This is a genomic window from Pseudarthrobacter sulfonivorans (assembly GCF_031454915.1).
Classification (GTDB): domain Bacteria; phylum Actinomycetota; class Actinomycetes; order Actinomycetales; family Micrococcaceae; genus Arthrobacter; species Arthrobacter sulfonivorans_C.
In genome coordinates, this window is sequence record NZ_JAVDRS010000012.1 from 48,539 (window position 1) to 73,979 (window position 25,441).

General features: G+C 65.1%; 19 protein-coding genes, 2 tRNA genes and 1 riboswitch. Of the genes, 16 read left to right on the forward strand and 5 right to left on the reverse strand.

Annotated elements, in window-relative coordinates:
* Window positions 1-38: 38 nt before the first annotated feature.
* Window positions 39-112 (reverse strand) — tRNA-Gly (locus tag J2808_RS20670).
* A 147-nt stretch (window positions 113-259) separates the two neighbouring features.
* Between J2808_RS20670 and J2808_RS20675 the strand changes: the two genes are divergently transcribed.
* From J2808_RS20675 to J2808_RS20700, 6 genes are all read left to right on the forward strand, one after another.
* Window positions 260-334 (forward strand) — tRNA-Pro (locus J2808_RS20675).
* Between the two features lie 84 nt (window positions 335-418).
* Window positions 419-1,822 carry a trigger factor gene (tig, locus tag J2808_RS20680; RefSeq protein WP_309820408.1) on the forward strand — a complete coding sequence of 468 codons (1,404 nt, stop codon included), beginning with the start codon at window positions 419-421 and terminating at the stop codon, window positions 1,820-1,822.
* A gap of 250 nt (window positions 1,823-2,072) precedes the next feature.
* Window positions 2,073-2,696: an ATP-dependent Clp protease proteolytic subunit gene (locus tag J2808_RS20685; RefSeq protein WP_309820537.1), complete on the forward strand. Its 624-nt coding sequence runs from the start codon at window positions 2,073-2,075 to the stop codon at window positions 2,694-2,696.
* A gap of 39 nt (window positions 2,697-2,735) precedes the next feature.
* Window positions 2,736-3,395, forward strand: coding sequence for an ATP-dependent Clp protease proteolytic subunit (locus J2808_RS20690; RefSeq protein ID WP_190988153.1), 660 nt, complete (start codon window positions 2,736-2,738; stop codon window positions 3,393-3,395).
* A gap of 179 nt (window positions 3,396-3,574) precedes the next feature.
* The gene (gene clpX, locus J2808_RS20695; RefSeq protein ID WP_309820412.1) at window positions 3,575-4,855 is read left to right on the forward strand and encodes an ATP-dependent Clp protease ATP-binding subunit ClpX; all 1,281 of its coding nucleotides are present in this window, start codon (window positions 3,575-3,577) and stop codon (window positions 4,853-4,855) included.
* 52 nt (window positions 4,856-4,907) lie between these two features.
* Complete coding sequence (locus J2808_RS20700) at window positions 4,908-5,522, forward strand: mycothiol-dependent nitroreductase Rv2466c family protein (protein WP_309820413.1); 615 nt, start codon at window positions 4,908-4,910, stop codon at window positions 5,520-5,522.
* A gap of 374 nt (window positions 5,523-5,896) precedes the next feature.
* Here the strand turns inward: J2808_RS20700 and valS are convergent, their stop codons facing one another.
* Window positions 5,897-8,515: a valine--tRNA ligase gene (gene valS / locus J2808_RS20705; RefSeq protein WP_309820415.1), complete on the reverse strand. Its 2,619-nt coding sequence runs from the start codon at window positions 8,513-8,515 to the stop codon at window positions 5,897-5,899.
* A gap of 62 nt (window positions 8,516-8,577) precedes the next feature.
* Here valS and J2808_RS20710 point away from each other — a divergent pair, with 62 nt between their 5' ends.
* Both J2808_RS20710 and J2808_RS20715 read left to right on the forward strand, forming a co-directional pair.
* Window positions 8,578-8,943 carry a DUF488 domain-containing protein gene (locus J2808_RS20710; protein ID WP_309820417.1) on the forward strand — a complete coding sequence of 122 codons (366 nt, stop codon included), beginning with the start codon at window positions 8,578-8,580 and terminating at the stop codon, window positions 8,941-8,943.
* Window positions 8,944-8,968: 25 nt separating this feature from the next.
* On the forward strand, window positions 8,969-9,769 hold the full coding sequence (locus tag J2808_RS20715) for an SDR family oxidoreductase (RefSeq protein WP_309820419.1): 801 nt from the start codon (window positions 8,969-8,971) through the stop codon (window positions 9,767-9,769).
* Between the two features lie 77 nt (window positions 9,770-9,846).
* On the opposite strand, the gene J2808_RS20720 is transcribed toward J2808_RS20715, so the two are convergent.
* Window positions 9,847-10,989: an endonuclease/exonuclease/phosphatase family protein gene (locus J2808_RS20720; RefSeq protein ID WP_309820421.1), complete on the reverse strand. Its 1,143-nt coding sequence runs from the start codon at window positions 10,987-10,989 to the stop codon at window positions 9,847-9,849.
* A 45-nt stretch (window positions 10,990-11,034) separates the two neighbouring features.
* On the reverse strand, window positions 11,035-11,949 hold the full coding sequence (locus J2808_RS20725; protein ID WP_309820424.1) for an endonuclease/exonuclease/phosphatase family protein: 915 nt from the start codon (window positions 11,947-11,949) through the stop codon (window positions 11,035-11,037).
* Window positions 11,950-12,496: 547 nt separating this feature from the next.
* Between J2808_RS20725 and ileS the strand changes: the two genes are divergently transcribed.
* Genes ileS through ndk form a run of 4 tightly spaced genes read left to right on the forward strand, consistent with a single transcriptional unit; the run spans window position 12,497 to window position 18,110 of the window.
* A complete protein-coding gene (ileS, locus tag J2808_RS20730; protein WP_309820426.1) occupies window positions 12,497-15,841 on the forward strand; it encodes an isoleucine--tRNA ligase in 3,345 nt (1,114 codons plus the stop codon).
* 3 nt (window positions 15,842-15,844) lie between these two features.
* Window positions 15,845-17,203, forward strand: coding sequence for a bifunctional folylpolyglutamate synthase/dihydrofolate synthase (locus J2808_RS20735; protein ID WP_309820428.1), 1,359 nt, complete (start codon window positions 15,845-15,847; stop codon window positions 17,201-17,203).
* 2 nt (window positions 17,204-17,205) lie between these two features.
* Window positions 17,206-17,652: a DUF4233 domain-containing protein gene (locus tag J2808_RS20740; protein WP_309820431.1), complete on the forward strand. Its 447-nt coding sequence runs from the start codon at window positions 17,206-17,208 to the stop codon at window positions 17,650-17,652.
* A 38-nt stretch (window positions 17,653-17,690) separates the two neighbouring features.
* Window positions 17,691-18,110 (forward strand): nucleoside-diphosphate kinase, encoded by a 420-nt coding sequence (ndk, locus tag J2808_RS20745; RefSeq protein ID WP_309820433.1) that lies wholly within the window; start codon window positions 17,691-17,693, stop codon window positions 18,108-18,110.
* A 56-nt stretch (window positions 18,111-18,166) separates the two neighbouring features.
* Here ndk and J2808_RS20750 read toward each other — a convergent pair whose 3' ends face one another.
* A complete protein-coding gene (locus J2808_RS20750; protein ID WP_309820435.1) occupies window positions 18,167-18,841 on the reverse strand; it encodes a vitamin K epoxide reductase family protein in 675 nt (224 codons plus the stop codon).
* Between the two features lie 468 nt (window positions 18,842-19,309).
* Here J2808_RS20750 and J2808_RS20755 point away from each other — a divergent pair, with 468 nt between their 5' ends.
* From J2808_RS20755 to rpmA, 4 genes are all read left to right on the forward strand, one after another.
* The gene (locus J2808_RS20755) at window positions 19,310-22,666 is read left to right on the forward strand and encodes an Rne/Rng family ribonuclease (RefSeq protein ID WP_309820437.1); all 3,357 of its coding nucleotides are present in this window, start codon (window positions 19,310-19,312) and stop codon (window positions 22,664-22,666) included.
* A 117-nt stretch (window positions 22,667-22,783) separates the two neighbouring features.
* Window positions 22,784-22,881: riboswitch (TPP riboswitch) on the forward strand.
* Between the two features lie 39 nt (window positions 22,882-22,920).
* Window positions 22,921-24,453, forward strand: a complete 1,533-nt coding sequence (gene thiD / locus J2808_RS20760; RefSeq protein ID WP_397428098.1) for a bifunctional hydroxymethylpyrimidine kinase/phosphomethylpyrimidine kinase — start codon at window positions 22,921-22,923, stop codon at window positions 24,451-24,453.
* Between the two features lie 272 nt (window positions 24,454-24,725).
* Window positions 24,726-25,034 carry a 50S ribosomal protein L21 gene (gene rplU / locus J2808_RS20765; RefSeq protein ID WP_164206145.1) on the forward strand — a complete coding sequence of 103 codons (309 nt, stop codon included), beginning with the start codon at window positions 24,726-24,728 and terminating at the stop codon, window positions 25,032-25,034.
* Window positions 25,035-25,094: 60 nt separating this feature from the next.
* Window positions 25,095-25,358 carry a 50S ribosomal protein L27 gene (gene rpmA, locus J2808_RS20770; RefSeq protein WP_009372867.1) on the forward strand — a complete coding sequence of 88 codons (264 nt, stop codon included), beginning with the start codon at window positions 25,095-25,097 and terminating at the stop codon, window positions 25,356-25,358.
* Window positions 25,359-25,441: the final 83 nt, after the last annotated feature.

Below are 25,441 nucleotides of genomic sequence, written 5' to 3' on the forward strand. Positions count from 1 at the left end.
AATAAAAAAGCAGGGCCCCACTGGGGGCCCTGCTCATATGGAGGGGACGACGGGAATCGAACCCGCGTAATCAGTTTGGAAGACTGAGGCTTTACCATTAAGCTACGTCCCCGGAGAAGTCCAGCTTAGCCACGTTTCCGGGCTGTCTGCGTTTCTTCGGGCTGGCTGTTGAAGCCGGATACAACTAAACCTAATTCATGCCCCACGTGTCAAATGTGCAATCAGCACCAGAATCACCGTAGACTTGCCTGTGCACTTACGGGGTGTAGCTCAGCTTGGCTAGAGCACCTGCTTTGGGAGCAGGAAGTCGCAGGTTCAAATCCTGTCACCCCGACTCTGCGGCCTGGATCGTGCAAACGGCCTGGGCAGAAAATTGCGTTGCAGATACCCATCCCACAAACCCAGGAGTACTTAGACCGTGAAGAGCGCTGTCGAGAACCTCACCCCCACGCGGGTCAAGCTCAATGTTGAGGTCCCCTTTGAGGAATTGAAGCCCAGCATCGACGAGGCATACAAGACTGTTGCTTCGCAGATCCAGGTCCCTGGCTTCCGTAAGGGCAAGGTCCCCTCCAAGCTGATCGACCAGCGCGTCGGCCGCGGCTACGTCCTGGAGACGGCCATCAACGAAGGCCTCAACGGCTGGTACCAGGCAGCGGTGCAGGAATCCGGCATCCGCCCCCTGAGCCGTCCCGAGGTTGAGATCACCGAAGTTCCGGACCCCACCTCCACGGACGGGGAACTGAAGTTCCACGCCGAGGTTGATGTCCGCCCGGAGATCGAACTCCCGGACTACGCCGGCATCAAGGTCGAGGTAGCTGCTGCGGAATCCTCCGACGAAGACGTGGACAAGGCGCTGGACGAACTGCGTGGCCGCTTCGGCACGCTCAAGTCCGTGGACCGCCCGGCTGCCGATGGCGACTTCCTCACCATCGACATCACCGCCACGATCGACGGCGCCGACGTCGACTCCGCTTCCGGCCTGTCCTACCAGGTAGGCGCCGGCACCATGCTTGAGGGCCTGGACGAAGCCGTCACCGGCCTGAGCGTTGACGAAGACGCCATCTTCGACACCACCCTGGTGGGTGGCGACCACGCCGGCGAGTCCGCCCAGGTGAAGGTTGTCCTCAAGGCCGTCAAGGAGCGCGAGCTCCCCGAGGCCAACGACGACTTCGCCCAGCTGGCGTCCGAGTTCGACACCCTTGCTGAACTCCGCGAGGACCTGGCCAAGCAGGCTGCTGACTCCAAAGTTGTTGAGCAGGGCGTAGAGGCCCGCGACAAGGTGCTGGACAAGCTCGTTGAGCTCGTTGAGGTTCCGGTTCCGGACTCTGTGGTTGAAGAGCAGCTCGAAGCCCACTTCAAGGAGGGCAGCGGCCACGGTGAAGGCGAGCACGACACCGAGGAGCACCGCGAAGAGGTCAAGGCCAACACCGCCCGCGCCTTCCAGAACGAAATCATCCTCGACGCGATCGCCGAAAAGGAAGAAGTCAATGTCAGCCAGAACGAGCTGATCGACTACATCGTCTCCACCGCCAGCCAGTACGGCATGGATCCGAACCAGTTCGCCCAGATCATCGATCAGAGCGGCCAGGTCCCCATGATGGTTTCCGAGGTCCGCCGCCGCAAGGCGCTGGCCGTGGTCCTCGGCCAGGCCACCGTGACCGACTCTGACGGCAAGGCCGTTGACCTCAGCGACTTCGTCCGCCCCGGCGGCGAAGAAGAGGCTCCGGCCGTTGACGGTGAAACCGAGACGGACGCTGTTGAAGACGCCACCGCCGGGACCGAGGCCACCCCGAGTGACGACCCGGCAGCTGTGAAGTTCTAGCACGCCCCAGGCAGTGCGACTGAAGGCAGCCCCTGGACCTACCGGTCCGGGGGCTGCCTTCGTTAACGGCACTCCATCAATTGGCCCGGCTCCAACGCTGCCCGGCGATCGTGCGCCGTCAGCGAACAGCGCGATTCCGGCGAACAAATCGGTGATCAAACCGGTTAGTGTCCAAGTAGTGAAGTTCAGTGATGTCACCGTCACCAGCGAGAGGTAAGTACACATGTCACAGCACGCAGAGGCCCCCCGGATGGCGACTGTCGATCCGGCCGCCCAGGACAACTACATCTACAACCGCCTCCTGAAAGAGCGGATCATCTGGCTGGGCTCCGAGGTGCGCGATGACAACGCGAACGCCATCTGCTCGCAGCTGCTGCTCCTGTCCGCCGAGAACCCGGAAAAGGACATCTACCTCTACATCAACTCTCCCGGCGGCTCCGTGACCGCAGGCATGGCCATCTATGACACCATGCAGTTCATCCCGAACGACGTCGTTACCGTCGCCACCGGCCTGGCAGCCTCCATGGGCCAGTTCCTGCTGTCATCCGGCACCAAGGGGAAACGCTACGCCACCCCCAACGCCCGCGTCCTGATGCACCAGCCCTCCGGCGGCATCGGCGGCACCGCCTCGGACATCAAGATCCAGGCCGAGCTGATTCTGCACATGAAGAAGGTCATGGCTGAACTGACTGCAGACCAGACCGGACAGAGCGTGGACACCATCCTCAAGGACAACGACCGCGACAAGTGGTTTACGGCCGCCGAAGCCCTCGAATACGGCTTCTTCGACAAGATCGCGGCGCACGCCGGTTCCGTCTCCGGCGGTGGCGGAACCGCCAACGGCACCTCCGGCGAGTCGGCATCCGAGAAGTAACCCGGCATTTTCGAACATTCAGATCAGGAGCAACAAAAAATGACGTACAACTTCGGATCGACTGCCGGTAACCTTCCGACCAGCCGCTACGTACTTCCCCAGTTCGAAGAGCGCACGCCGTATGGCTTCAAGCGCCAGGACCCCTACACCAAGCTGTTCGAGGACCGCATCATCTTCCTCGGTGTCCAGATCGACGACGCCTCAGCCGATGACGTCATGGCGCAGTTGCTGGTGCTCGAGTCCACTGACCCGGACCGCGACATCACGCTCTACATCAACTCCCCGGGCGGCTCCTTCACCGCCATGACCGCGATCTACGACACCATGACGTACATCCGGCCGGAGATCCAGACCGTTTGCCTCGGCCAGGCCGCCAGCGCTGCCGCCGTGATCCTCGCGGCCGGCACCCCGGGCAAGCGCCTTGCCCTGCCCAACGCCCGTGTCCTGATCCACCAGCCGGCCCTCTCCGGCGGCCAGGGTGGACAGGCCTCGGACCTCGAAATCCAGGCCGCGGAAGTTATGCGGATGCGCTCCTGGCTTGAGGACACCCTGGCCCACCACTCGGGCCGGACCCCGGAGCAGGTCAACAACGACATTGAGCGTGACAAGATCCTGACCGCCGCCGAGGCCCTCGATTACGGCCTCATTGACCAGGTGCTTGATTCCCGCAAGATGAAGCCGCAGGCCATCACCAGGTAACAAGGCTCTTCAACGGCCGGTGCGGTCCAGCAATTTGGGCCGCACCGGCCTTCGCTTTCCACCCTTGCGGGCAATTGTGACCTAGAGTGGAAGGTGTCACGGCCGGTCCTCCCAGGCCCGCCTCGATTCCAGCAACGGTGCACAGCTGCCTGGCAGCAAGATTCTAAAGGGGTTCACATATGGCTCGGATTGGCGAGAGCACGGATCTGCTGAAGTGTTCTTTCTGTGGAAAGAGCCAGAAGCAGGTACGGAAGCTCATTGCCGGGCCCGGTGTCTACATCTGCGACGAATGCATTGAACTCTGCAACGAGATCATTGAGGAAGAGCTCGCGGAAGTGGCCGATCTGGGCAGCTTCGAATTGCCCAAGCCCCGCGAAATCTTTGATTTCCTGCAGGAATACGTCATTGGCCAGGAACCCGCCAAGCGGTCCCTCGCCGTCGCCGTCTATAACCATTACAAGCGGATCCAGGCCGGCCACGCCCCGAAGAGCGGCAGCCTCGCCGACGGCGGCCACCATGACGACGTCGAAATCGCCAAGTCCAACATCCTGCTGATCGGCCCCACGGGCTGTGGCAAAACCTACCTCGCCCAGACCCTGGCGCGGCGGCTGAACGTTCCGTTCGCTGTTGCCGATGCCACCGCGCTGACCGAGGCCGGCTACGTGGGTGAAGACGTGGAGAACATCCTCCTCAAGCTCATTCAGGCGGCGGACTACGACGTCAAGAAAGCCGAACAGGGCATCATCTACATCGACGAAATCGACAAGATTTCGCGCAAGAGCGAGAACCCCTCCATTACCCGGGATGTCTCCGGTGAAGGTGTGCAGCAGGCCCTGTTGAAGATCCTCGAAGGAACCGTTGCATCGGTGCCGCCGCAGGGCGGACGCAAGCACCCCCACCAGGAATTCATCCAGATTGACACCACCAACGTGCTGTTTATCGTGGCCGGCGCCTTTGCGGGCCTGGAAGAGATCATCGGCTCGCGTTCCGGGCGCAAGGGCATCGGCTTCGGCGCGCCGCTCAACGATGCCAGCAATAAAGTGGACTCCTATGGCGAGGTTATGCCCGAAGACCTCCTCAAGTTCGGCCTGATCCCGGAATTCATCGGCCGCCTGCCCGTGATCACCACGGTCTCCAGCCTGGACCGGGACGCCCTCATCCAGATCCTCTCCACGCCCAAGAACGCGCTGGTCAAGCAGTACCAGAAGATGTTCCAGATCGACGGCGTGGACCTCGTCTTCGACGAGGATGCCCTTAATGCCATCGCCGAGCAGGCCCTGGAACGTGGCACCGGCGCCCGTGGCCTGCGGGCCATCATGGAGGAAGTGCTGCTGCCGGTCATGTTTGACCTGCCCAGCCGTGAGGACGTGGCCAGTGTGGTCATCACCGCCGACGTTGTCCTGAGCAAGGCCGAGCCCACCCTGATTCCGCATGTGACCAAGCGACGCAAGTCCGCCTGACCCCTGCCACACTCCGGCTCCCACTACACTGACGAACACCGAGGACTGACGCATGACTGAAACCACCACCAACCAGGCCGATTTCTGGTTCGATCCGCTGTGCCCGTTCGCCTGGATCACGTCACGCTGGATCAGCGAGGTGGAGGAAGTCCGCAGGATCAAAACGGTCTGGCACGTGATGAGCCTCGCCGTCCTGAACGAGGGCCGCGACCTTGAGCCCGCCTACCGCGAAGCCATGGATAAGGCCTGGGGCCCGGTGCGGGTCATCATTGCTGCCCAAGAGCAGCACGGCGACCAGGTGGTGAAACCGTTGTACGACGCCATGGGCACGCTGATCCACCTTGGCGGGGAAAAGGACTTCGGCACCGTCATCAGCAAGGCACTGGCCGACTGTGGACTGCCGGCCAGCCTGGCGGACGCTGCAGCCACGGACGCCTTTGATACCCAGCTGAGAGCCAGCCATGAAGAAGGCATCTCCCTGGTGGGCCAGGACGTCGGTACGCCCGTAGTAGCCTTCAACGGCACCGCTTTCTTCGGTCCCGTGCTGACCCGCATCCCGCGCGGCGAGCAGGCCGGGCAACTATGGGACGCCACGGTCACGCTGGCCGCTTACCCGCACTTCTTCGAGATCAAGCGCAGCCGCAGCGAACGCCCCGAATTTAACTGACACCAGTTCGCCGGAGGTCCGTTTCGGAGCCCGCAAAGAGCCCCGAAAGAATTACTCTGATGTAGTTCCTCCAGGGCTCTTGCGCATCCCCATCGGCGGGACCAAAATAGTTCTTACCCACTTCGAAAGAAGTGAGACGCAGGAACCAAAGATTCAGTGATATATATCCGACGCAGCCTTCGGCAAAGTCAGATATAAGCTACCAGTGACGAGGTAGGAAGACCTGAAGATCCAAGGATCCTGCCAGACCATCAAGACGTCACCAGATGGCCGAAAAGTCGAAGCCCCACCAACGGCAAAACGCTGATGGGGCTTCCCCTTTGCCCAAAAACAGGCTGATGCTTCGAAGCGGGGCCCCTGGGGCCCCGCTCCAGTCAGGCGGTGGGCTGCTCCTCGGGAGCCGCCAGGACCACGTCGCTGACCGTGAGTTCACCGTCGCCGGCCACCAGGGTCAGTTCACGGGCGTTCGACGCCGCCTTCAGGTCGCCCAGCCCGGCCTTCAGCTGTGTGGTCAGGGACTCTGACGCCGTGATCGTGGCGGACAGGACCTCAGTGCGCTGCTTGACCTTGGCCTCGGACTTGGCCTTGCGGACGCCGCTGAGGGCCGTGCCGACGGTGGCCAGCAGGGTGGTGTCGCCGTCCACCTCAACGGCGGTGGGCCACGCGGCGCGGTGCACGGACCCGGTGCGCCACCAGCCCCAGACCTCTTCGGTGGCGAACGGCAGGAACGGGGCGAAGAGGCGCAGCAGCGTGTCCAGGCTCGTGGCGAGGGCGGCCAGGACCGATGCCTGCTCAGCTTCGCCGGCGGCACCGTAGGCGCGGTCCTTGATGAGTTCCACGTAGTCGTCGGTGAACTGCCAGAAGAAGCTCTCGGTGATCTGCAGGGCACGGGCGTAGTCGTAGTTCTCGAACGCCTTGGTGGACTGGCGCACCACGTCGGCCAGCTGTGCCAGGACTGCGCGGTCCAACGGGTTGGTCAGGACGGAGAGATCCGTGGAGACGACTGAATTCTCGGTGGCACCAAGGTTCAGCACGAACTTGGAGGCGTTCAGCAGCTTGATGGCCAGCCGGCGGCCGATCTTCATCTGCGCGATCTCGTAGGCCGTGTCGGCACCCAGCTTGGCCGAGGTAGCCCAGTAGCGGACCGCGTCGGAACCGAATTCGTCGAGCACGTCGGTGGGAACCACCACGTTGCCCTTGGACTTGGACATCTTCTTCCGGTCCGGGTCCAGGATCCAGCCGGAGATGGCCGCATGCTTCCAGGGGGCAACGTTCTGCAGCGCGTCGGCCTGTACTACGGAGGAGAAGAGCCAGGTGCGGATGATGTCGTGGCCCTGGGGCCGCAGGTCGAACGGGAACACCTTGGCGAAGAGGTCCCCGTCCCGGCTCCAGCCGCCCACGATCTGGGGCGTCAGGGAGGACGTCGCCCAGGTATCGAGGATATCGGCGTCTCCGGTGAAGCCACCCGGAACATCGCGCTGCGCCTCGCCGTAACCAGGCGCGGCGTCGGCGGCGGGGTCCACCGGCAGCTGCTCGTCCGTGGGCACGATGGGGGTGTCGTACTGCGGGTTGCCGTCGGCGTCCAGCGGGTACCAGACGGGGATGGGCACGCCAAAGAAGCGCTGGCGGGAGACCAGCCAGTCGCCGTTCAGGCCCGAGATCCAGTTCTCGTAGCGGGACCGCATAAAGGCGGGGTGGAAGTCGATCTCGTGGCCGCGCGCGATCAGGCGTTCGCGGCGTTCTTCGTCGCGGCCGCCGTTGCGGTAGTACCACTGGCGGGACGTGACCACTTCGAGGGGCTTATCGCCCTTTTCGTAGAAGTTCACCGGGTGCATGATCTTCTTCGGTTCACCGTCGATCAGGTCCTCGGCGGCCAGGAGCTCCACTACCGTTTCCTTGGCGCTGAAGACGGTCTTACCGGCGATGGCTTCGAACGCGGTGCGGCCGGTGTCGGTGGTGATCCAGTCCGGGGTTTCCCCGATGATCCGTCCGTCGCGGCCCACGATGGCGCGGGTGGGCAGCTGAAGTTCGCGCCACCAGGTGACGTCGGTGAGGTCACCGAAGGTGCACACCATGGCGATGCCGGAGCCCTTGTCGGCCTTGGCCAGCGGGTGGGCCTTGACCTCAACCTCGACGCCGAACACGGGGGACGTGACTTTCTTGCCGAACAGCGGCTGGTACCGTTCGTCGTCGGGGTTTGCCACGAGGGCGGCACAGGCTGCCAGCAGTTCCGGGCGCGTGGTCTCGATGTAGATCTTTTCGCCGGCTTCGGTGAAGAAGGGGTACCGGTAATACGATCCGGCCACTTCGCGGTCTTCGAGTTCGGCCTGCGCCACGGCAGTGCGGAAGGTGACATCCCACAGTGTGGGGGCTTCGGCCATGTAGGCGTCGCCGGCTGCCAGGTTTGCGAGGAAGGCACGCTGGGAGACTTCACGGGACGCATCATCGATGGTCCGGTAGGTCAGCTGCCAGTCCACGGAGAGGCCGAGCTGCTGGAACAGGCTTTCGAAGACCTTCTCGTCCTCCACGGCCAGTTCTTCACACAGTTCTATGAAGTTCCGGCGCGAGACGACGTCGAAGTCGCGCTGGTTCTTGGCGGGCTGCGCCGGCGGGCGGTAGTCGGCGCTGTACGGGATGGCCGGGTCGCACCGGACGCCGTAGTAGTTCTGCACGCGGCGTTCGGTGGGCAGGCCGTTGTCGTCCCAGCCCATCGGGTAGAACACGTTCTTGCCGATCATGCGCTGGTAGCGGGCCAGTACATCCGTCTGCGTGAACGAGAACATGTGCCCCACATGCAGCGAGCCTGACGCCGTCGGCGGGGGAGTATCGATCGAGTAGACCTGCTCCCGGGTGGTGTCCGGGTTGAATTTGTAGGTCCCTTCGGCAAGCCAGCGCTGCGTGAGGGCAGCTTCGAGCCCCTCAAGGGCGGGCTTGTCCGGAACGTTGATAGGGGCGGTGGAGGGCGTGTCTGTACCCTGAGTGTCTTCAGCCATTTGGCAATTGTTTCATGGACTCATCCGCCCCGCGGCGCCGAGCCTGCAGTAGCATGCGGCCTATGGGCTCAGCAGCGGAAACTTTTGTGATCAAACGCATGTATGACCGGCCCGCGGACGACGACGGCTGCCGGGTTCTGGTGGACAGGCTCTGGCCGCGCGGGGTCAGCAGGGAGAACGCGCAGCTGGACCTGTGGTTGAAGGAAATTGCGCCGTCACCGCCGCTCCGGAAGGAATTTGGCCACATGAAGGAGCGCATCGGGGACTTCAGGCGGCAGTACCTGCGGGAGCTCGACCACAACCCTGCCGTTGACACGCTCCGCGGGCTGGCGGCGACCCACCACAGGGTCACCTTTCTCTATGGTGCCCGGGATCCTGAGGCGAATCACGCGCAGGTGTTACTGGAGTTCATACGCGGGCACCCGTAGTCCCGATGCCGTTAGGGTGGGTGCCATGACTGAGGATTCACGCATCACGGCAGCACAGAACCAGGCAGCACAAAACATTTCACAGAACAGGGCGGCAGTTGTGACCGGCGCCAGCACCGGGATCGGCGAGGCCACGGTCCGCGCCTTGACGGCAGAAGGCTGGACGGTCTTCGCTGTGGCGCGCCGCGCTGAACGGCTGGCTGCGCTGGAAGCTGAGACCGGCGCCGTCGGGATTCCCGCTGATATCGCCGAGGACGACGACGTTGCGAACCTCCTTGCCCGTGTCACCGAAGCGGGCGGTGTGGGAACGCTGATTAACATCGCCGGCGGGGCGCGGGGCGCTGACTACGTCGGTGCCGCCAACACCGAGGACTGGGAGTGGATGTACCGGGTCAACGTCCTGGGGACCATGAAGCTCACGCGGGCCTTCCTGCCGATGCTCCGCGCCAACGGCGAGGGAACTGTCCTGAACCTGACCTCAACGGCCGGCCTGGCCGCCTACGAGGGCGGCGCCGGCTACAACGCCGCGAAGTTCGCCCAGCACGCCGTCACCGGCGCGCTCCGGCTGGAGGAAGCTGAGCATAACCTCCGCGTCATTGAGGTGGCGCCAGGCCTGGTCCAGACCGAGGAGTTCGCCCTCAACCGCCTCGGCGACCAGGGCGCTGCTGCGAAGGTCTACCAGGGCGTGGAGAAACCCCTCACCGCAGCGGACGTGGCCGACGTCGTCCGCTACGCAGTCAGCGCACCCCACCACGTCAACCTGGACCAGATCGTGATCCGGCCCGTTGCCCAGGCCGCCAACCACAAGCTGATCCGCAAGGGCTGACGGGAACGGCTGAACCTGCTCCACCGGGGCCGCCTGGCGGACCGTTTGATGGGTCGCCGGGCGGGCTACTGGCCTGATCAGCCGGCCGGGATGGCGAGTGTGGCCAGGACTGCTGCGTGGTCCGTCCCCGGCACGGGCTGGACCTGGTATCCGGTACTGGCAACCTGGCGGGTGGTGACCAGATGATCGATGGTGATCCCCGGCAACAGTTGTCCGTCCATCGGCCACGTGGGCACCAGCCGGAATCCCGAGGCGGTGCCCACGTCAACCAGCCCCTGGCCGCCTTGCTCTCCGGCGAGGAGATCCCGGAACTCTGAGTGGTCGTAGGTGGCGTTGAAGTCACCGATGAGCAGCCTGTTGCCGGGGCGCTCCGCCAGCCGGGCCACCGCCCGCAGATCGCTCCGCCACTGGTCAACCCTGGCGCCCACCGGCGGCAGGGCATGGACGTTGGTTACTTCCAGGACAGCTGCAGTTGCGCCGTTCGCGGCAGTCAGCCGGACCGTCGGCATCCGGAAGGGCGTGTCAGGGAGGACGCCCACCAGTTCGAGGGGGTAGCTGGAGTACACGGCACTTCCGGCACCGTCATCCGTAGGGTCGCTGACCCGGTGGGACAGGAGACGGTCCAGCCCTTCGGCTGTCAGGCGATCCTCGAGTGCCTGGGTGTGCTCCTGAATGGTCAGGAGGCCAATGCCGTTGTCCTTGACCAGCCTGACGATGCTGGCAGAATCTGCCCGCCCATACTCCGAGTTGATGTTCATCGCCTTGAGCTCAACAGTGACCGCCGGTCCAGCGGCCTCCACCGCGGATGCTGGCGAGGGACGGGCGGCATCGAGGGGAAAGAGCCAGAAGCCCTGGCACCCCAACAGTGCCACTGCGGACAGCAGCAGCCACCTGCTCCGGCCCAGCAGTGCCAGGACCACGGCCACCGCTGCAGGTATTGCCAGCCAGGGAGTGAAGGACAGGAGCTGGACTATCAGGACGGGCCATTCGGCGGGGACGGCCCGGAAGACGGAGAGCACCAGGACAGGCAAGGCCGCCAGGAGTGACAGCCAGCGGCATGCCCAGGCCAGGACATTCCTGACCGGGCTGCCGCCCGCCGAGACCCGGCTGCCGCCCGCCGAGACCCGGCTGCCGCCCGCCGACGCAGGGGCGGACGGTTGGGGAGTGGCCACCGCGTTGTACGTCGGCGCGTCAGTGGACCCGTGGGCCGAAGCAGTCATAAGTCCGAGTCTAGGCAGTGACCGCAGGCTGGCGTGCCTCGCTGCCTATTCCGCCAGCACCAGTTCCGCAACAACGCCTGCATGGTCCGTGCCCGCAACGGCCACAGTGGCGAAATCCAGCACGCGGATGTCCGGAGTGACCAGAACATGGTCCAAGGCAACAAAGGGCGGGACACGCAAGCCGGCCGGCCAGGTTGGCGCCAGGCCCTTGCCCGATGCCTGCGCGGCGTCCGTCAGCCCGGTGGCCACCAGTTCACGGAACTCGCGATGGTCGTGGCTGGCATTGAAATCGCCCAGCAGGATGGCCGGCGAAGAACCGGGCAAGTCCCTCCTTAGGTCGCCCAACTGCTGCAACTCCTGGCGCCAGTTGGGTATATGCCCGGGACGGGGCGAGGCGACATGGACGGCCGTCAGGTGAATGCCCCCGGCCACGCCCGGAACGGACACTACCGCCCTGCTCTGGTAGAAGGAACTTCCACGCACGCGCCCTGAGACCTGCAGCGGGTACCGGGAAAAGATCGAACTGCCTACGCCGGCCCAGTCGACGTCCACGGCACGGTACGGGAAGACGGCTGCGAGTCCGGCGTCCTCAAGGGCCTCCAGGCCGAGAGGCTGCAATTCAGGGAGTGCCAGGATATCGACCTTTCGGGCACGTACCTCTGTCAAGAGGGTAGTGGAGTCAACTCCTTCGGTGCCAACGTTGAGGGCCATCACGGTGACCAAGCGCGCCGGGGCGGGGGCGCGGGCAGTTCCTGCGGCCTGCAGCGCCATGCCAGTTCCACCACTCGGCATAAGGCTCGGAGCGACCATATGCAGCTGCAACAGCAGAAGGGCCGTAACCATCGTGGCAAGGACCGTACGGCTGAGCCGGGAATCGAGGCAAACTGCCACGACGGCGGCAGCGAGTGCCGCCGTCGTGATGGCAAGGCTGGCCGGAAAAAAGGACAGCAGCGGATCCATGGAGTGCCGATGTCCACCTGTTGCAGGCGCAGCAGGGCCAGGGCGGCGCCCGGCAGGCAGAGGAGTGCCGCCGCGGCCCAGCAGAACCAGGCGCTGGCACGCCGGAACCGTTTGCCCTGCCCGCGCCTACCGGCCGTCTGCATACCGTCCATTATTGGCCGCGCATCGGCGTCTACCAACGAACCCGGGCCCCTAATCATCCCCCCTATCCCGGCGCGGACAGGGGAATGGCGGGGACAGCCCGGCGATAGTAGACTCAAAGCTGGCTACGACCCGGCTATCACCGGTGAGCTTCCGGAAGAACGCACTGGCCGCCAGGCATCTGGCAGTCCGTGTCACTAGACCCGGACGGGTATGCCCGTCACAGCAGTAATGAGCGGCCGGTACTGCAGCAGCCCCCTTTGTGGAGCAGGTGGAGTGCCGGTAAGTGAGGTGGTACCGCGGTGAGCGTTCAGTCCCAGGACTGAACAAGAGCCGTCCTCGCATCCTGAACGGAACCATCCAGCAACGGCTGGACGGTTCACCAGCTCAACCCAGGATGTCGAGAATGACGTATTACCCCAAAGCCTCAGCCTCCCCTTCGGCCACTGCTTCGACCGGCGCAGCCGCTGGTGTCTCCCACTCCGTGAAGTTCCCGGAGATCGAAGAGCGCATCCTGAAGTACTGGGACCAGGACGGCACGTTCCAGGCGAGCATCGACCAGCGCAGCGCGGACGCGCCCGGCGGCGAACCCGGCAGCAACGAATTCGTCTTCTACGACGGACCTCCCTTCGCCAACGGCCTCCCGCACTACGGACACCTGCTGACCGGGTACGCCAAGGACCTGGTGGGCCGCTACCAGACCCAGCGCGGCCGCCGGGTCGAGCGCCGCTTCGGCTGGGACACCCACGGACTGCCGGCCGAACTGGAAGCCATGAAGCAGTTGGGCATGACGGACAAGACCCAGATCGAAGCCATGGGCATCGACAAGTTCAACGACGCCTGCCGTGCCTCGGTGATGAAGTACGCGGATGAGTGGAAGAGCTACGTCACCCGCCAGGCCCGCTGGGTGGACTTCGACAACGACTACAAGACCCTCAACGTCGAATACATGGAATCGGTCCTCTGGGCCTTCAAGCAGCTGCACGAAAAGGGCCTGACCTACAACGGCTACCGCGTCCTGCCGTACTGCTGGAAGGACGAAACACCGCTGTCCAACCATGAACTGCGCATGGACGACGACGTCTACAAGAACCGCCAGGACCAGACCGTCACGGTCACGTTTCCCATCACGGCGGGGGAGTCCGCGCTGTCACAGCAGCTGGCCGGCGTGCAGGCGCTCGCCTGGACCACCACGCCCTGGACGCTGCCCACCAACCTGGCGCTCGCCGTCGGGCCTGCCATCACCTATGCCGTGCTCCCGGCCGGTCCCAATGGTGTGAAGGCCGCCTCGCCCGACGCCCCTGTCACCGGCAGCTTCCTGCTGGCCGCTGACCTGCTGGCCGCCTACGCCAAGGACCTGGGCTATGAGGATGCGGACTCCGCCGAGGCCGCCGTGACGTCAACCCACACCGGCGCCGAGCTTGAGGGCGTGGCCTACCAGCCGCTCTGGAACGACTTCAGCGACGCCGAAAAGTACGGCACCCAGAACGCCTGGCGCTTCCTGGTGGCCGACTACGTCACCACCACCGACGGTACCGGCATCGTCCACCAGGCTCCTGCCTACGGTGAAGATGACCAAAAGGTCTGTGAAGAGGCCGGCATCCCGGTGGTCCTGTCCGTGGACGAAGGCGCCAAGTTCCTGCCGCTGTTCAGCCACGGCGACCTGCATGACATCGTGGGCCTTCAGGTCTTCGAAGCCAACAAGCCCATCACCCAGGTGCTTCGCGCCCAGGGCCGGCTGGTCCGCCAGGCCAGCTACGAGCACAGCTACCCGCACTGCTGGCGTTGCCGGAACCCGCTGATCTACCGCGCCGTGTCCTCCTGGTACGTGGAAGTCACCAAGTTCAAGGACCGCATGTCCGAACTGAACCAGGACATCAACTGGATCCCGGGCAACGTCAAGGACGGCCAGTTCGGCAAGTGGCTGGCCAACGCCCGCGACTGGTCCATCAGCCGCAACCGCTACTGGGGCAGCCCCATCCCCGTGTGGCAGTCCAGCGACCCCGAATTCCCGCGCACCGACGTCTACGGCTCCCTGGCCGAGATCGAGGCCGACTTCGGCCGCCTGCCGCTGAACAATGCCGGCCAGGTCGACCTGCACCGCCCGTTCATCGACGAACTGACCCGCCCCAACCCGGACGATCCCCGGACCCCCGAAGAGGGCCAGTCCGTGATGCGCCGCGTCGAGGACGTCCTGGACGTGTGGTTCGACTCCGGCTCCATGCCATACGGCCAGGTGCACTATCCGTTCCAGAACGAAGCCTGGTTCGACACGCACAACCCGGCCGACTTCATCGTGGAGTACATCGGGCAGACCCGCGGCTGGTTCTACATGCTGCACATCCTCTCCACGGCGCTGTTCGACCGGCCGGCCTTCCGGAACGTCATCAGCCACGGCATCGTGCTGGGTTCGGACGGGCAGAAGATGTCCAAGAGCCTGCGGAACTACCCGGACGTCTCCGAGGTCCTGGACCGCGACGGGTCCGACGCCATGCGCTGGTTCCTGATGTCCAGCCCCATCCTGCGCGGCGGCAACCTGGTGGTCACCGAACAGGGAATCCGCGACGGCGTCCGCCAGGTCATCCTGCCGCTGTGGAATGTGTACAGCTTCTTCACGCTGTACACGAACGCCGCTAACGCTGCTGCAGGACAAGCGTCCGGATATGACGCCAAACTCCGCTACGACGGCTACGCCGACACCCTGGACCAGTACCTGCTGGCCAACACCGGCGACCTGGTCCGCAACATGACTTCGCAGCTGGACAGCTACGACATCTCCGGTGCCTGCGACGAACTGCGCAGCTACCTGGACATGCTTACCAACTGGTACGTCCGCCGCAGCCGCCAGCGCTTCTTCGATGAGAGCGCTGACGCGTTCGACGCGCTCTACACCGCATTGGAGACGGTGTCCCGCGTGGCCGCCTCGTTGCTGCCGCTGGTCTCCGAGGAGATCTGGCGCGGCCTGACCGGTGGCCGCTCCGTGCACCTGGCCGACTGGCCGGACGCGGACCTCTTCCCGTCCAACGCCGCCCTCGTGGAAGCGATGGACCGCGTGCAGCAGATCTGCTCCACCGGATCCTCGCTCCGCAAGGCAGCGAACCTCCGTGTCCGCTTGCCGCTGCAGGAGCTCACTGTGGTGGCACCCGGCGCGGATGCGCTGGAAGGGTTCGCCGCCGTCGTCGCAGATGAACTGAACATCCGTTCGGTCCGCCTGCTCGACGCCGGGAGCGCCTCCCCGGAGGAGTTCGGCATCGAGCAGAAGCTCGTGGTAAATGCCCGGGCAGCGGGTCCGCGCCTGGGCAAGAACGTCCAGCAGGCCATCAAGGGCTCCAAGTCCGGTGACTGGTCGGTTTCCGAAGACGGGGTGGTCACCGCCGGTGGCCTGGAACTGGAGCCGCAGGAGTACACACTGGAAACCGTGGTGGCGGAGGCTGCGGAAGGCGCCGGTTCACGCGCGGCTGCAGTCTTGCCGGGCGGCGGCTTTGTGGTGCTCAACACCGAAGTCACGCCGGAGCTTGAAGCAGAAGGCCTGGCCCGCGACATGGTCCGCGCCATCCAGCAGGCGCGCAAGGACGCCGGGCTGAACGTGAGCGACCGCATCCGGACAAGCGTCACTGCCACTCAGGCCGTGCTGAATGCCCTGCTGGCCAATGCTGGCCTGGTCAAGGCTGAGACCCTGACCCTTGAGCTGGATACCGTTCCGGCGGAATCCGGCGACCCCCGCATCACCGTCGAAAAGACAGAGGCCTAGGATATGACCGACGAATTCTCCGTAGAGAGTGTCTACGCCGAACTGCTGGGCCGTGCGCCCGAAAACAAGATGGAACCGCGCCTGGCACCGCTGTTCCGGGCCATGGACGTGCTGGGGGAGCCCAACAAGGCGTTCCCGATCATCCACGTCACCGGAACCAACGGCAAGACCTCCACGGCAAGGATGATCGAGGCCGGGCTGCGCGCCCACGGCCTGAGCACCGGACGCTACACCAGCCCGCACCTGTCCAAGGTCACCGAGCGGATCAGCATCGACGGCCATCCCGTCTCCGACGAAACGTTCGTCCGGATCTGGGACGAAATCCGCCCGTACCTGCAGATTGTCGATAACGAACTCACGGCGGCGGGGGAGCCCCGGCTCACCTACTTTGAGTGCGTGACCATCCTGGGCTTCGCCATCTTCGCCGACCAGCCCGTCAACGTGGCCGTCATTGAAGTGGGCCTGGGCGGCATCACGGACGCCACCAACGTGGGCGACGGCCAAGTCTCGGTGATCACGCCCATCTCGCTGGACCACACGGACCTGCTGGGCGATACCACCGAGGACATCGCCTACGAAAAAGCGGGCATCATCAAGCCCGGCGGCTACCTCATCAGCGCGGCCCAGCCCGTGGACGCGGCCCAGGTACTGCTTGAAAAAGCCAAGGAAGTGGCGGTGCCCTTCCGGTTCGAAGGCGTGGAATTCGGCGTCGAATCCCGGACCGTTGCCGTGGGTGGGCAGGTAGTCAGCATCCAGGGCATCGCCGGCCGCTACCCTGACCTGCTGCTGCCGCTGCACGGTGCTCACCAGGCTCAGAACGCGGCCGTGGCCGTGGCAGCACTCGAGGCCTTCTTCGGCGGCGAAAAGGAACTGGATGCCGAGGTGCTGCAGGAGGCGTTCGCCTCCGTCACGTCCCCGGGCCGCCTTGAGGTTGTCCGGACGGCGCCCACCATCATCGTGGACGCCGCCCACAATCCGGACGGTATCAGGGTTTCGGCCGAGGCCATCCAGGAGGCCTTCACCTTTACCCGGCTTGTGCCGGTGGTGGGGGTCCTCAAGGAGAAGGACGCAGAAGAGATCCTGCGCCAGCTTAAGGAGTCCCTGGGCGACCTTGCCGAGGAGTACTGCTTCACCCAGTCCAACTCCCCGCGTGCCGTACCCGCGGCCGAACTCGCGGAGCTGGCTGTGGAGATGGGCTTCGGGGAAGACAACATCCACATTGCAGAGAAGCTCGACGACGCCCTGGAGTGGGCGGTGGAGCGTGCCGAAGCCAACGATGACCTGTCCGGCGGCGTACTGGTGACAGGTTCCATCACCCTGGTGGCAGAGGCACGGATCCTGCTCGGAAAGACGGAGGCCTAGCCATGGCAAAGCTGACCAAAGCCCAGCGTGAATGGCGCCCGGGGATGCCCAGGAAGCGCCGATCCACCAAGGTGATGTTTGCCTCCACCGTGCTGCTGCTCGAGGCGTTTGTGGTCTTTTTTGCCACCCTCGCCGTGTTCGGCCTCAAGCGTGGTGAGTTCCCGCCGGCCCTGATCCTGGGGACCGGAATTGCCCTCAGCCTGGTCATGGTCTTCGCCTGTGCGGTGTTGTCCAAGCCGTGGGGCGTGGGACTGGGCTGGATCCTGCAGATCGTGCTGATCCTCACCGGGATCGTGGAACCCATGATGTTCCTGGTGGGCGCCCTGTTCGGCCTGGCCTGGTGGTACGGGATCCGTACCGGCATCCGGATCGACTCGGAGTCCGCGCAGCGTGAACGCGAACAGGCCGAATGGAACGCGGCGCACGGGGACACCCCGCCGGCCTCGTAGACTTATTCCGAAACCCCCACCAACGCATTGGAGCAACTGTGAGCATTGAGCGCACCCTCGTTTTGATCAAGCCCGACGGCGTGGCCCGCAACCTCAGCGGCGCAATCCTCAGCCGCATCGAGGCCAAGGGATACACCCTCGCCGAGCTGAAGAAGGTTGACGCCAGCCGCGAGCTCCTGGAGCAGCACTACGAGGAGCACGTGGGCAAGCCGTTCTATGAGCCGCTCGTGGAATTCATGCTCAGCGGCCCGGTAGTGGCCGCGATCTTCGAAGGCCACCGCGTCATTGAAGGCTTCCGCTCCCTGGCCGGCACCACCGACCCCACCACGGCCGCCCCCGGCACCATCCGTGGCGACTTCGGCCGCGACTGGGGCCTGAAGGTCCAGCAGAACCTGGTTCACGGCTCCGACTCGGTGGGCTCGGCCGAGCGCGAGATCAAGATCTGGTTCCAGGACTAACAGGCCAACACACAAAAGCCCCCGCTTCTTCGGAAGCGGGGGCTTTTGTGTGCGTACTAGAAGCCCGAGGTTCCGGCAAACACCTGGATGAAGGCGAAGAAGATCGTGGCGATGACCGCCACGTAGAGCAGCGCGGTGATGATCCAGCCCGAATCACCCAGGACACGGGCGGCGCCGGCGGAGGCCGGGATGACGCCGTGGGTGATGTTCCGGATGGTCACCCAGACGAACAGCGGGATCATGGCGGCCCAGACAATCATGCAGAACGGGCACAGGACGTGGATGTCATAGAGGGCCTGGGACCACAGCCACACCACAAACGCGAAGCCGAGAGTGACGCCGGCCTGAAGGCCCGCCCAGTACCAACGCGCGAACGTGGCGCCGGACAACAGGGCCATTCCCACAGTGATGATGATGGCAAACGCCACGATCCCAATGAACATGTTGGGGAACCCGAACACCGAGCTCTGCCAGGTTTGCATGACCTGGCCGCAGGAGATCCACGGATTCACGTCGCAGACGGTGGTGTGGTTGGGATCCTTGAGGACCTCAAGCTTTTCCAAAACCAGCGTTCCCGAGGCAAGCCAGCCAATGGCACCGGTGATGACCAGCAGCCAGCCGAACGGCCGGTTGCGCGTCATGGGCGGCGCGGAAGGTGAGGCCGCCGGTGACGGTTCGGCGTCGGGGGAGGCGGCCGGCGTGTCGGTGCCGTGCGGGGAAATGCTGGGCATGGTGTGTGGCGTCCTTTGCTTCGGGGTGCTCCTTGCCCGATTGTAACGCCGACACCTGAAGGCGGTCTGCAGCCAAGGGTATCCAGCCAGCGTGCACATCCGCGGATCATTTACGCCGGCTTCCGCAGCCTTTCAGCCCGGGTGTGAGAGAATGAACGTGGCTGGAGGCCGACCCACATTCGGACTCCGGTCCGGTGGCTTGTTTCAAGACCGCCAATGATGAGCAGGGCAGGCTTCGGATTCTCTGATCCGGCTTCCCGCAATTCCATTGGTCGGCACCTGGTTGTGGCGTGTAGAACAACGGGTTTCAGGACACAGCCGACGGCTCCCACGGGCTGCCGCACCCCAATGCCGGTGCGAACCTGGGAGTATCCACTTGACTTCTGTCAACGCCTGCGGGTTTTGACAATATGTGCCCCAATGGGTGCCGGATGTGGCGGTACGTCAGGGGCAGGAGTGTTGCCACATATGGAAAATGAACAAGTGCCAGCCGTTAATGCTGAAGAAGCGGCTCCGGAAGCCGCCGAGGCGCCCAAGAAGGTCACCAGGACCCGGCGTAAGGCAGCTCCGAAGGCTGCCGAAGTAGGAGCACCCACCGGCGCCGAGGCTCAGCCTGACGCTGAAACTGCTGCGGTGCTTGAGGCAGTTGCCGTGGTCGAGACCGCACCGGAAGCCAAGGCCCCCGTCCGGCGGACCCGCGCCCGCAAGAAGCCAGAGGCCGCGGAACCGCTGCCCGCATTCGCCGTCGAGGCCACCGAAGCACCTGCTGCCGCGGAGCCTTCAGCTGAAGCCCCGGCCGCGGAGGTTGAAGCTGACGCAAAGCCCGTCCGCCGCCGTCGCGTTGCCACCCGGAAGACCTCAGCGCCGGACGTTGCAGCGCCCCCCGCTGCCGCCGCGCCGGAGGAAAAGGCCGCCGTCGAAGGCACAGTGACGCAGGCCCCGGCGTTGCCGGAAGCCACCGCGCCCGCAGCAACCACCGCAGCAGCTCCCGCACCAACAGCAGCCCCTGCTGCTGCCGCAGAAACTCCGGCACAGGCCGGTCCGGCTGAAGAGCCGGCCGCCGCGCCCGCCAGCCCGTTCGGTTCACTGTTCCTGGAACCGGGCTCGGCAACGTCGGTGCTCTTCCAGGCCCCGGACCTCACCACGGTTGTCCGGCCCGTTGCCGCCGCCGCTGTGGAAGAGCCGGCAGAGGACGACGCAGAAGAGGGCGAAGCGGACGACGCCAACAGCCGCCGCCGGCGCCGAAGCCGTGGCCGCCGCGGGCGCACCCGCACCGGCGATGGCGAAGCTGACGAGACCGAGGGTTCCGACGCCGACCAGGACGGTGGCGAGGACGAGGAAGAGACCAGCGGCCAGGCTGACGAAGGGGTGACGTCCCGCCGCCGCCGCCGCCGCCGCCGTGGCGACCAGGACCTCGAACTGACCGGTGGAGAGGGCGACGATCCGCCCAACACGGTCACCCGTGTCCGCGCTCCGCGCGCGGTCGCCGAAGCGCCGGTCAACAACCGGGTGACCAGCGTCAAGGGCTCCACCAGGCTCGAAGCCAAGAAGCAGCGCCGCCGCGAATCCCGCGACACCGGCCGCCGCCGCACTGTCATCACCGAAGCAGAGTTCCTTGCCCGCCGTGAATCGGTGGACCGGCAGATGATCGTCCGCCAGCGCGACGACAGAATCCAGATCGGCGTCCTGGAAGACGGCGTCCTGGCTGAGCACTTTGTCTCCAAGACCCAGCAGGACTCCCTGATCGGCAACGTTTACCTCGGCAAGGTGCAGAACGTCCTGCCCTCCATGGAAGCGGCGTTCGTTGACATCGGACGCGGCCGCAACGCCGTGCTGTACGCCGGTGAAGTGAACTGGGAGTCCGTCAACCTCGAAGGCAAGCAGCGCCGGATCGAAAACGCGCTGAAGTCCGGAGACACCGTCCTGGTCCAGGTCACGAAGGATCCCGTGGGCCACAAGGGTGCACGCCTGACCAGCCAGATTTCCCTCCCGGGCCGTTACCTCGTCTACGTGCCCGGCGGCTCCATGACCGGCATCTCCCGCAAGCTGCCCGACGTCGAACGCAACCGCCTCAAGCGGATCCTCAAGGACCGCCTGCCCGAGCACGCCGGGGTGATTGTCCGTACCGCGGCCGAAGGCGCCTCGGAAGAGGAGCTCACGCACGACATCAACCGGCTGCGGGCGCAGTGGGAGGGTATCGAAAGCCAGTCCACCTCCACCAAGGTCCTGGCCCCGGAACTGCTCTACGGCGAACCGGACCTCACCATCAAGGTGGTCCGCGACGTCTTCAACGAGGACTTCTCCAAGCTGATCGTTTCCGGTGAAGAGGCCTGGGACACCATCGAGGCCTACGTCACCTACGTTGCCCCCGATCTGGTGGGCCGCCTGGAAAAGTGGACCAAGGACCAGGACATCTTTGCCGCCTGGCGGATCGACGAGCAGATCCACAAGGCCCTGGAACGTAAAGTCTTCCTGCCCTCCGGCGGCTCACTGGTCATTGACCGCACCGAAGCCATGACGGTGGTGGACGTCAATACCGGCAAGTTCACCGGCAGCGGCGGCAACCTCGAGGAGACCGTCACCAAGAACAACCTCGAAGCGGCCGAAGAAGTGGTCCGGCAGCTCCGGCTCCGCGACATCGGCGGCATCATTGTCATCGACTTCATCGACATGGTCCTTGAGTCCAACCGCGACCTGGTGCTCCGCCGCATGGTGGAATGCCTGGGCCGTGACCGCACCAAGCACCAGGTGGCCGAAGTGACGTCGCTGGGTCTGGTCCAGATGACGCGCAAGCGCATGGGCACCGGGCTCCTGGAGGTCTTCGGCGAGCAGTGCGAAACCTGCGCAGGCCGCGGCATCGTCACCCATGACGATCCCGTGGAGCACCGCCGCGCCAACACCGTCGCCGCCGAGCACCACGTGCAGCGTGCGGACAGCCGCCCGGACACCCAGCGCGCGGACAGCCAGCGCAGCGACACCCAGCGCCCGGACGCCCAGCAGGGCGGCCGGACCGACCGGAAGCGCCGGCGCGGCCGCGGGGGCCAGCCCCTGGAGATGGCACCGGCAGCTCCGGTGCAGATCCACACGGTCCACCCGGATCCCAGCGACGCCGAGCGCCACGCCAAAGCGGAGGCCACGCGGGCAGCGCTTGCTAACATTGCAGCCGCCGCCCACGCAGCGCACCTGCACGACGACGAAGTGGCCCAGGCCGCAGCCGCGGGCAGGGCTTCCGGCGCGCAGTCCCCGGCTCCTGCACCGGCAGAGCGGTCCGAGACTGACACCACCGGCCGCCCGGCAGCGGTGCTGACCTTCGGCGGCGAGCAGGTAGTGCTGCCGTTCGTGGAGCACCACGAGGATCAGCCACAGGCCCCTGCGCTGACCCTTGACCGCCTCGCGGAGGCCTTCGCCAAGCTCGGCGAGCCGGCCCCTGTAGCCGAAAGCAAGCCGGCCGAAAGCCAGCCCGCCGAAGCCAAGCAGGCGGAGGTCAGGCAGGCGGAGGTCAAGCAGGCGGAGAGCCTGCAGGCGGCAAACCAGCCGGCTGCAGTTCCTGCCCGGCAGGCTCCTGCCGCGGTGGAGAAGGACTACTCCGATCACACCGAGGAGCCCCGTGCCCGCCGCCCGCGGCGGAACCGCAGTGCCAGCCGTGCCCAGGGTGCAGCCAACGCCACTACTGTGGAGCATCACGAAGCCGTCCCGGTAGCCTCAGCGGGACATACCCATGCCGCCAAGGCGCCGGAGCCCGCCAACGCTCCGGCGGCTGCCAAACCGGCAGAGACCAGCGCACCGATCATCCTGGGCGTAGGGGTTCCTGCCTCAGAGCTCTAATCCTCCGCGCGGACATCGATCAGAATGCCCGGACACGCCCTTCACCAGGGGCGCGTCCGGGCATTCTGCGTTCCGGCTTCATCTGAGGCGCCGGCACCGGGGAAACGCTAGGGTGGGGTTACCGACACGGGGTGCCGCGCAAAGAGCCGGCTGAGATCCAGACCCGTTGAACCTGTCCGGTTAGCACCGGCGAAGGGATGTCTCTTTTGGCTTCGACCTCTGTCCTTCCTCCCGCAACACCCGCAACCGCCGAAATGCCAGCGGCCCCGGTTGCCCGCCCGGCTCGCGGACCAGCCACTCCAGTGGACGCCCGGTGTGATACCCCGCGGGTGCTGTCCATTGCCGGCTCGGATCCGTCCGGTGGCGCCGGCATCCAGGCCGACCTTAAAAGCATTGCCGCCCTGGGCGGATACGGCATGGCAGCCATTACGGCCCTGACGGCACAGAACACCCTCGGCGTCCAGGCCGTCCACGTACCGCCTGCCGCCTTCCTGGGCCAGCAGCTTGATGCCATCAGTGACGACATCACCATCGACGCCGTCAAGATTGGCATGCTGGGCAACGCGGAGGTGATCCACGTGGTCCGCAGCTGGCTGGAAAAGGTGCGTCCCGCCGTCGTGGTCCTTGATCCGGTGATGGTGGCCACGAGCGGGGACCGGCTGCTGAGGGAATCGGCGGAGGCGGCCCTGCTGGCCCTGCTGCCGCTCGCGGACCTGATCACGCCCAACCTCGCGGAGCTTGCCATCCTGGTGGGGGAGCCGCAGGCACAGGACTGGGCAGATGCGCTGGAGCAGGGGAAGCGGTTGGCCGCGGCCACCGGCGCCACCATCCTGGTCAAGGGCGGCCATCTCGGCGGCGATGCCTGCCCGGACGCCCTGGTCAACGCCGGCGGACTGCTCTCCCGGCCGGTGGTGGAAGTGGCCGGAGACAGGATCCCCACCCGCAACAGCCATGGCACCGGCTGCTCGCTATCTTCTGGCATGGCTACGGCACAGGCCCGGCTGGGGGACTGGGAAGCCTCGCTGCGGCAGGTGAAGCCATGGCTCACCGGCGCGCTGCAGGCTTCCAGCCAGCTGGAGGTCGGGGCAGGCAACGGCCCCATCAACCACTTCCACCACCTGCAGCAGCCCCTCGCTGCCGGGGAGTTCGCTGCGGCGCTGCGCCAGGCAACTGCCCCGGACCTGGAGGCCATCTACGGGTTGGAATTCATCCGCGACCTGGCAGCCGGCACGCTGGCGGAGCATCAGTTCGCCTACTATCTCGCCCAGGACGCCATCTACCTCAACGGGTATTCACGGGTGCTTGCCCGCGCCAGTGCGCTGGCGCCGACAGAAGCCGCGCAGCTGTTCTGGGCCCGGTCAGCCCAGCAGTGCCTGGAGGTCGAGTCGGAGCTGCACCGCAACTGGCTCAGCACGCGCAGCGTGGAGCACGTCCTGGGTCCGGTCACCAAGTCCTACGTGGACCATCTGCTGGCAGCCTCAGCCTCCGGCAGCTATGGAGTGCTGGTAGCGGCCCTCCTGCCGTGCTTCTGGTTGTACGCCGAGGTGGGCAAGACGCTTCACGCCCAGTTCCTTGAGGCCGGCGCCCCGGCGGCGCACCCTTATGCCGGGTGGCTGCGGACCTACGCAGACGAGGACTTTGCACAGGCCACCCGCGAAGCGATCGCCATGGTTGATGACGCAGCACGGAAGGCCTCCGGGGATGAGCGGGAGGCGATGGTTGAGGCGTTCAAACATTCGAGCCGTTTCGAAGTGGAGTTCTTCGACGCGCCGCGACTTCACGCCTGACCGGCCGAAGGCCCAGAAGCCGGTACGATAGTCGGGCACGGTTCCGGATTGTCAGTACTGTTCCCACTAGTGGGGCCTATCACAGACAACCGGCTGTAACCAGCCTCATTTGCGGCCGAAGGCAAAATTAGCGTATTCTAGATCTTCGGTGCTTACGCCAACACTTGGGTTACGACCCCACGGCGTTGAGGCACAGCGAAAACCCAGTCAATTAATGGCCCAGGTTCCGCACGCAAATCTAGTAATAAACGTCGAGAGAAGTGAGTTCCCAAGTGGTGTACGCGATTGTCCGCGCAGGCGGCCGCCAAGAGAAGGTTTCCGTTGGAGACTTCGTTACCATGAACCGCGTCCCCGGTGGAGCCGGCAGCACCATTCAGCTGCCCGCACTGCTCCTGGTAGACGGTGACAAGGTCACCTCCGCCGCTGCGGACCTGGCCAAGGTAACTGTTACGGCTGAGATCCTCGATGACCTCCGTGGTCCGAAGATCGTCATCCAGAAGTTCAAGAACAAGACCGGTTATAAGAAGCGCCAGGGTCACCGTCAGGAACTGACCAAGGTCAAGATCACTGGTATCAAGTAACCACCGGTTACTGTTCAGGTTTTCAGCAGATTCCCCAGAATTTAGAGGCAGGCATTTCAAATGGCACATAAAAAAGGCGCGAGTTCCACTCGCAACGGTCGTGACTCCAACGCCCAGTACCTCGGCGTCAAGCGCTTCGGCGGCCAGGTAGTTTCCGCAGGCGAGATCATCGTTCGCCAGCGTGGCACCCACTTCCACCCGGGCGCCGGCGTTGGCCGTGGCGGCGACGACACCCTGTTCGCACTGACCCCGGGAGCTGTCGAATTCGGCACCCGCCGCGGTCGCCGCGTCGTCAACATCGTTGCTGCTGCAGCTGCAGAGTAACAAACAGTTCTGAAGCGGTGGAGCGGGCCATTTGGTCCGCTCCACTGTTCTTTTAACCGCATTACAATCATCTTGGTGCCTAT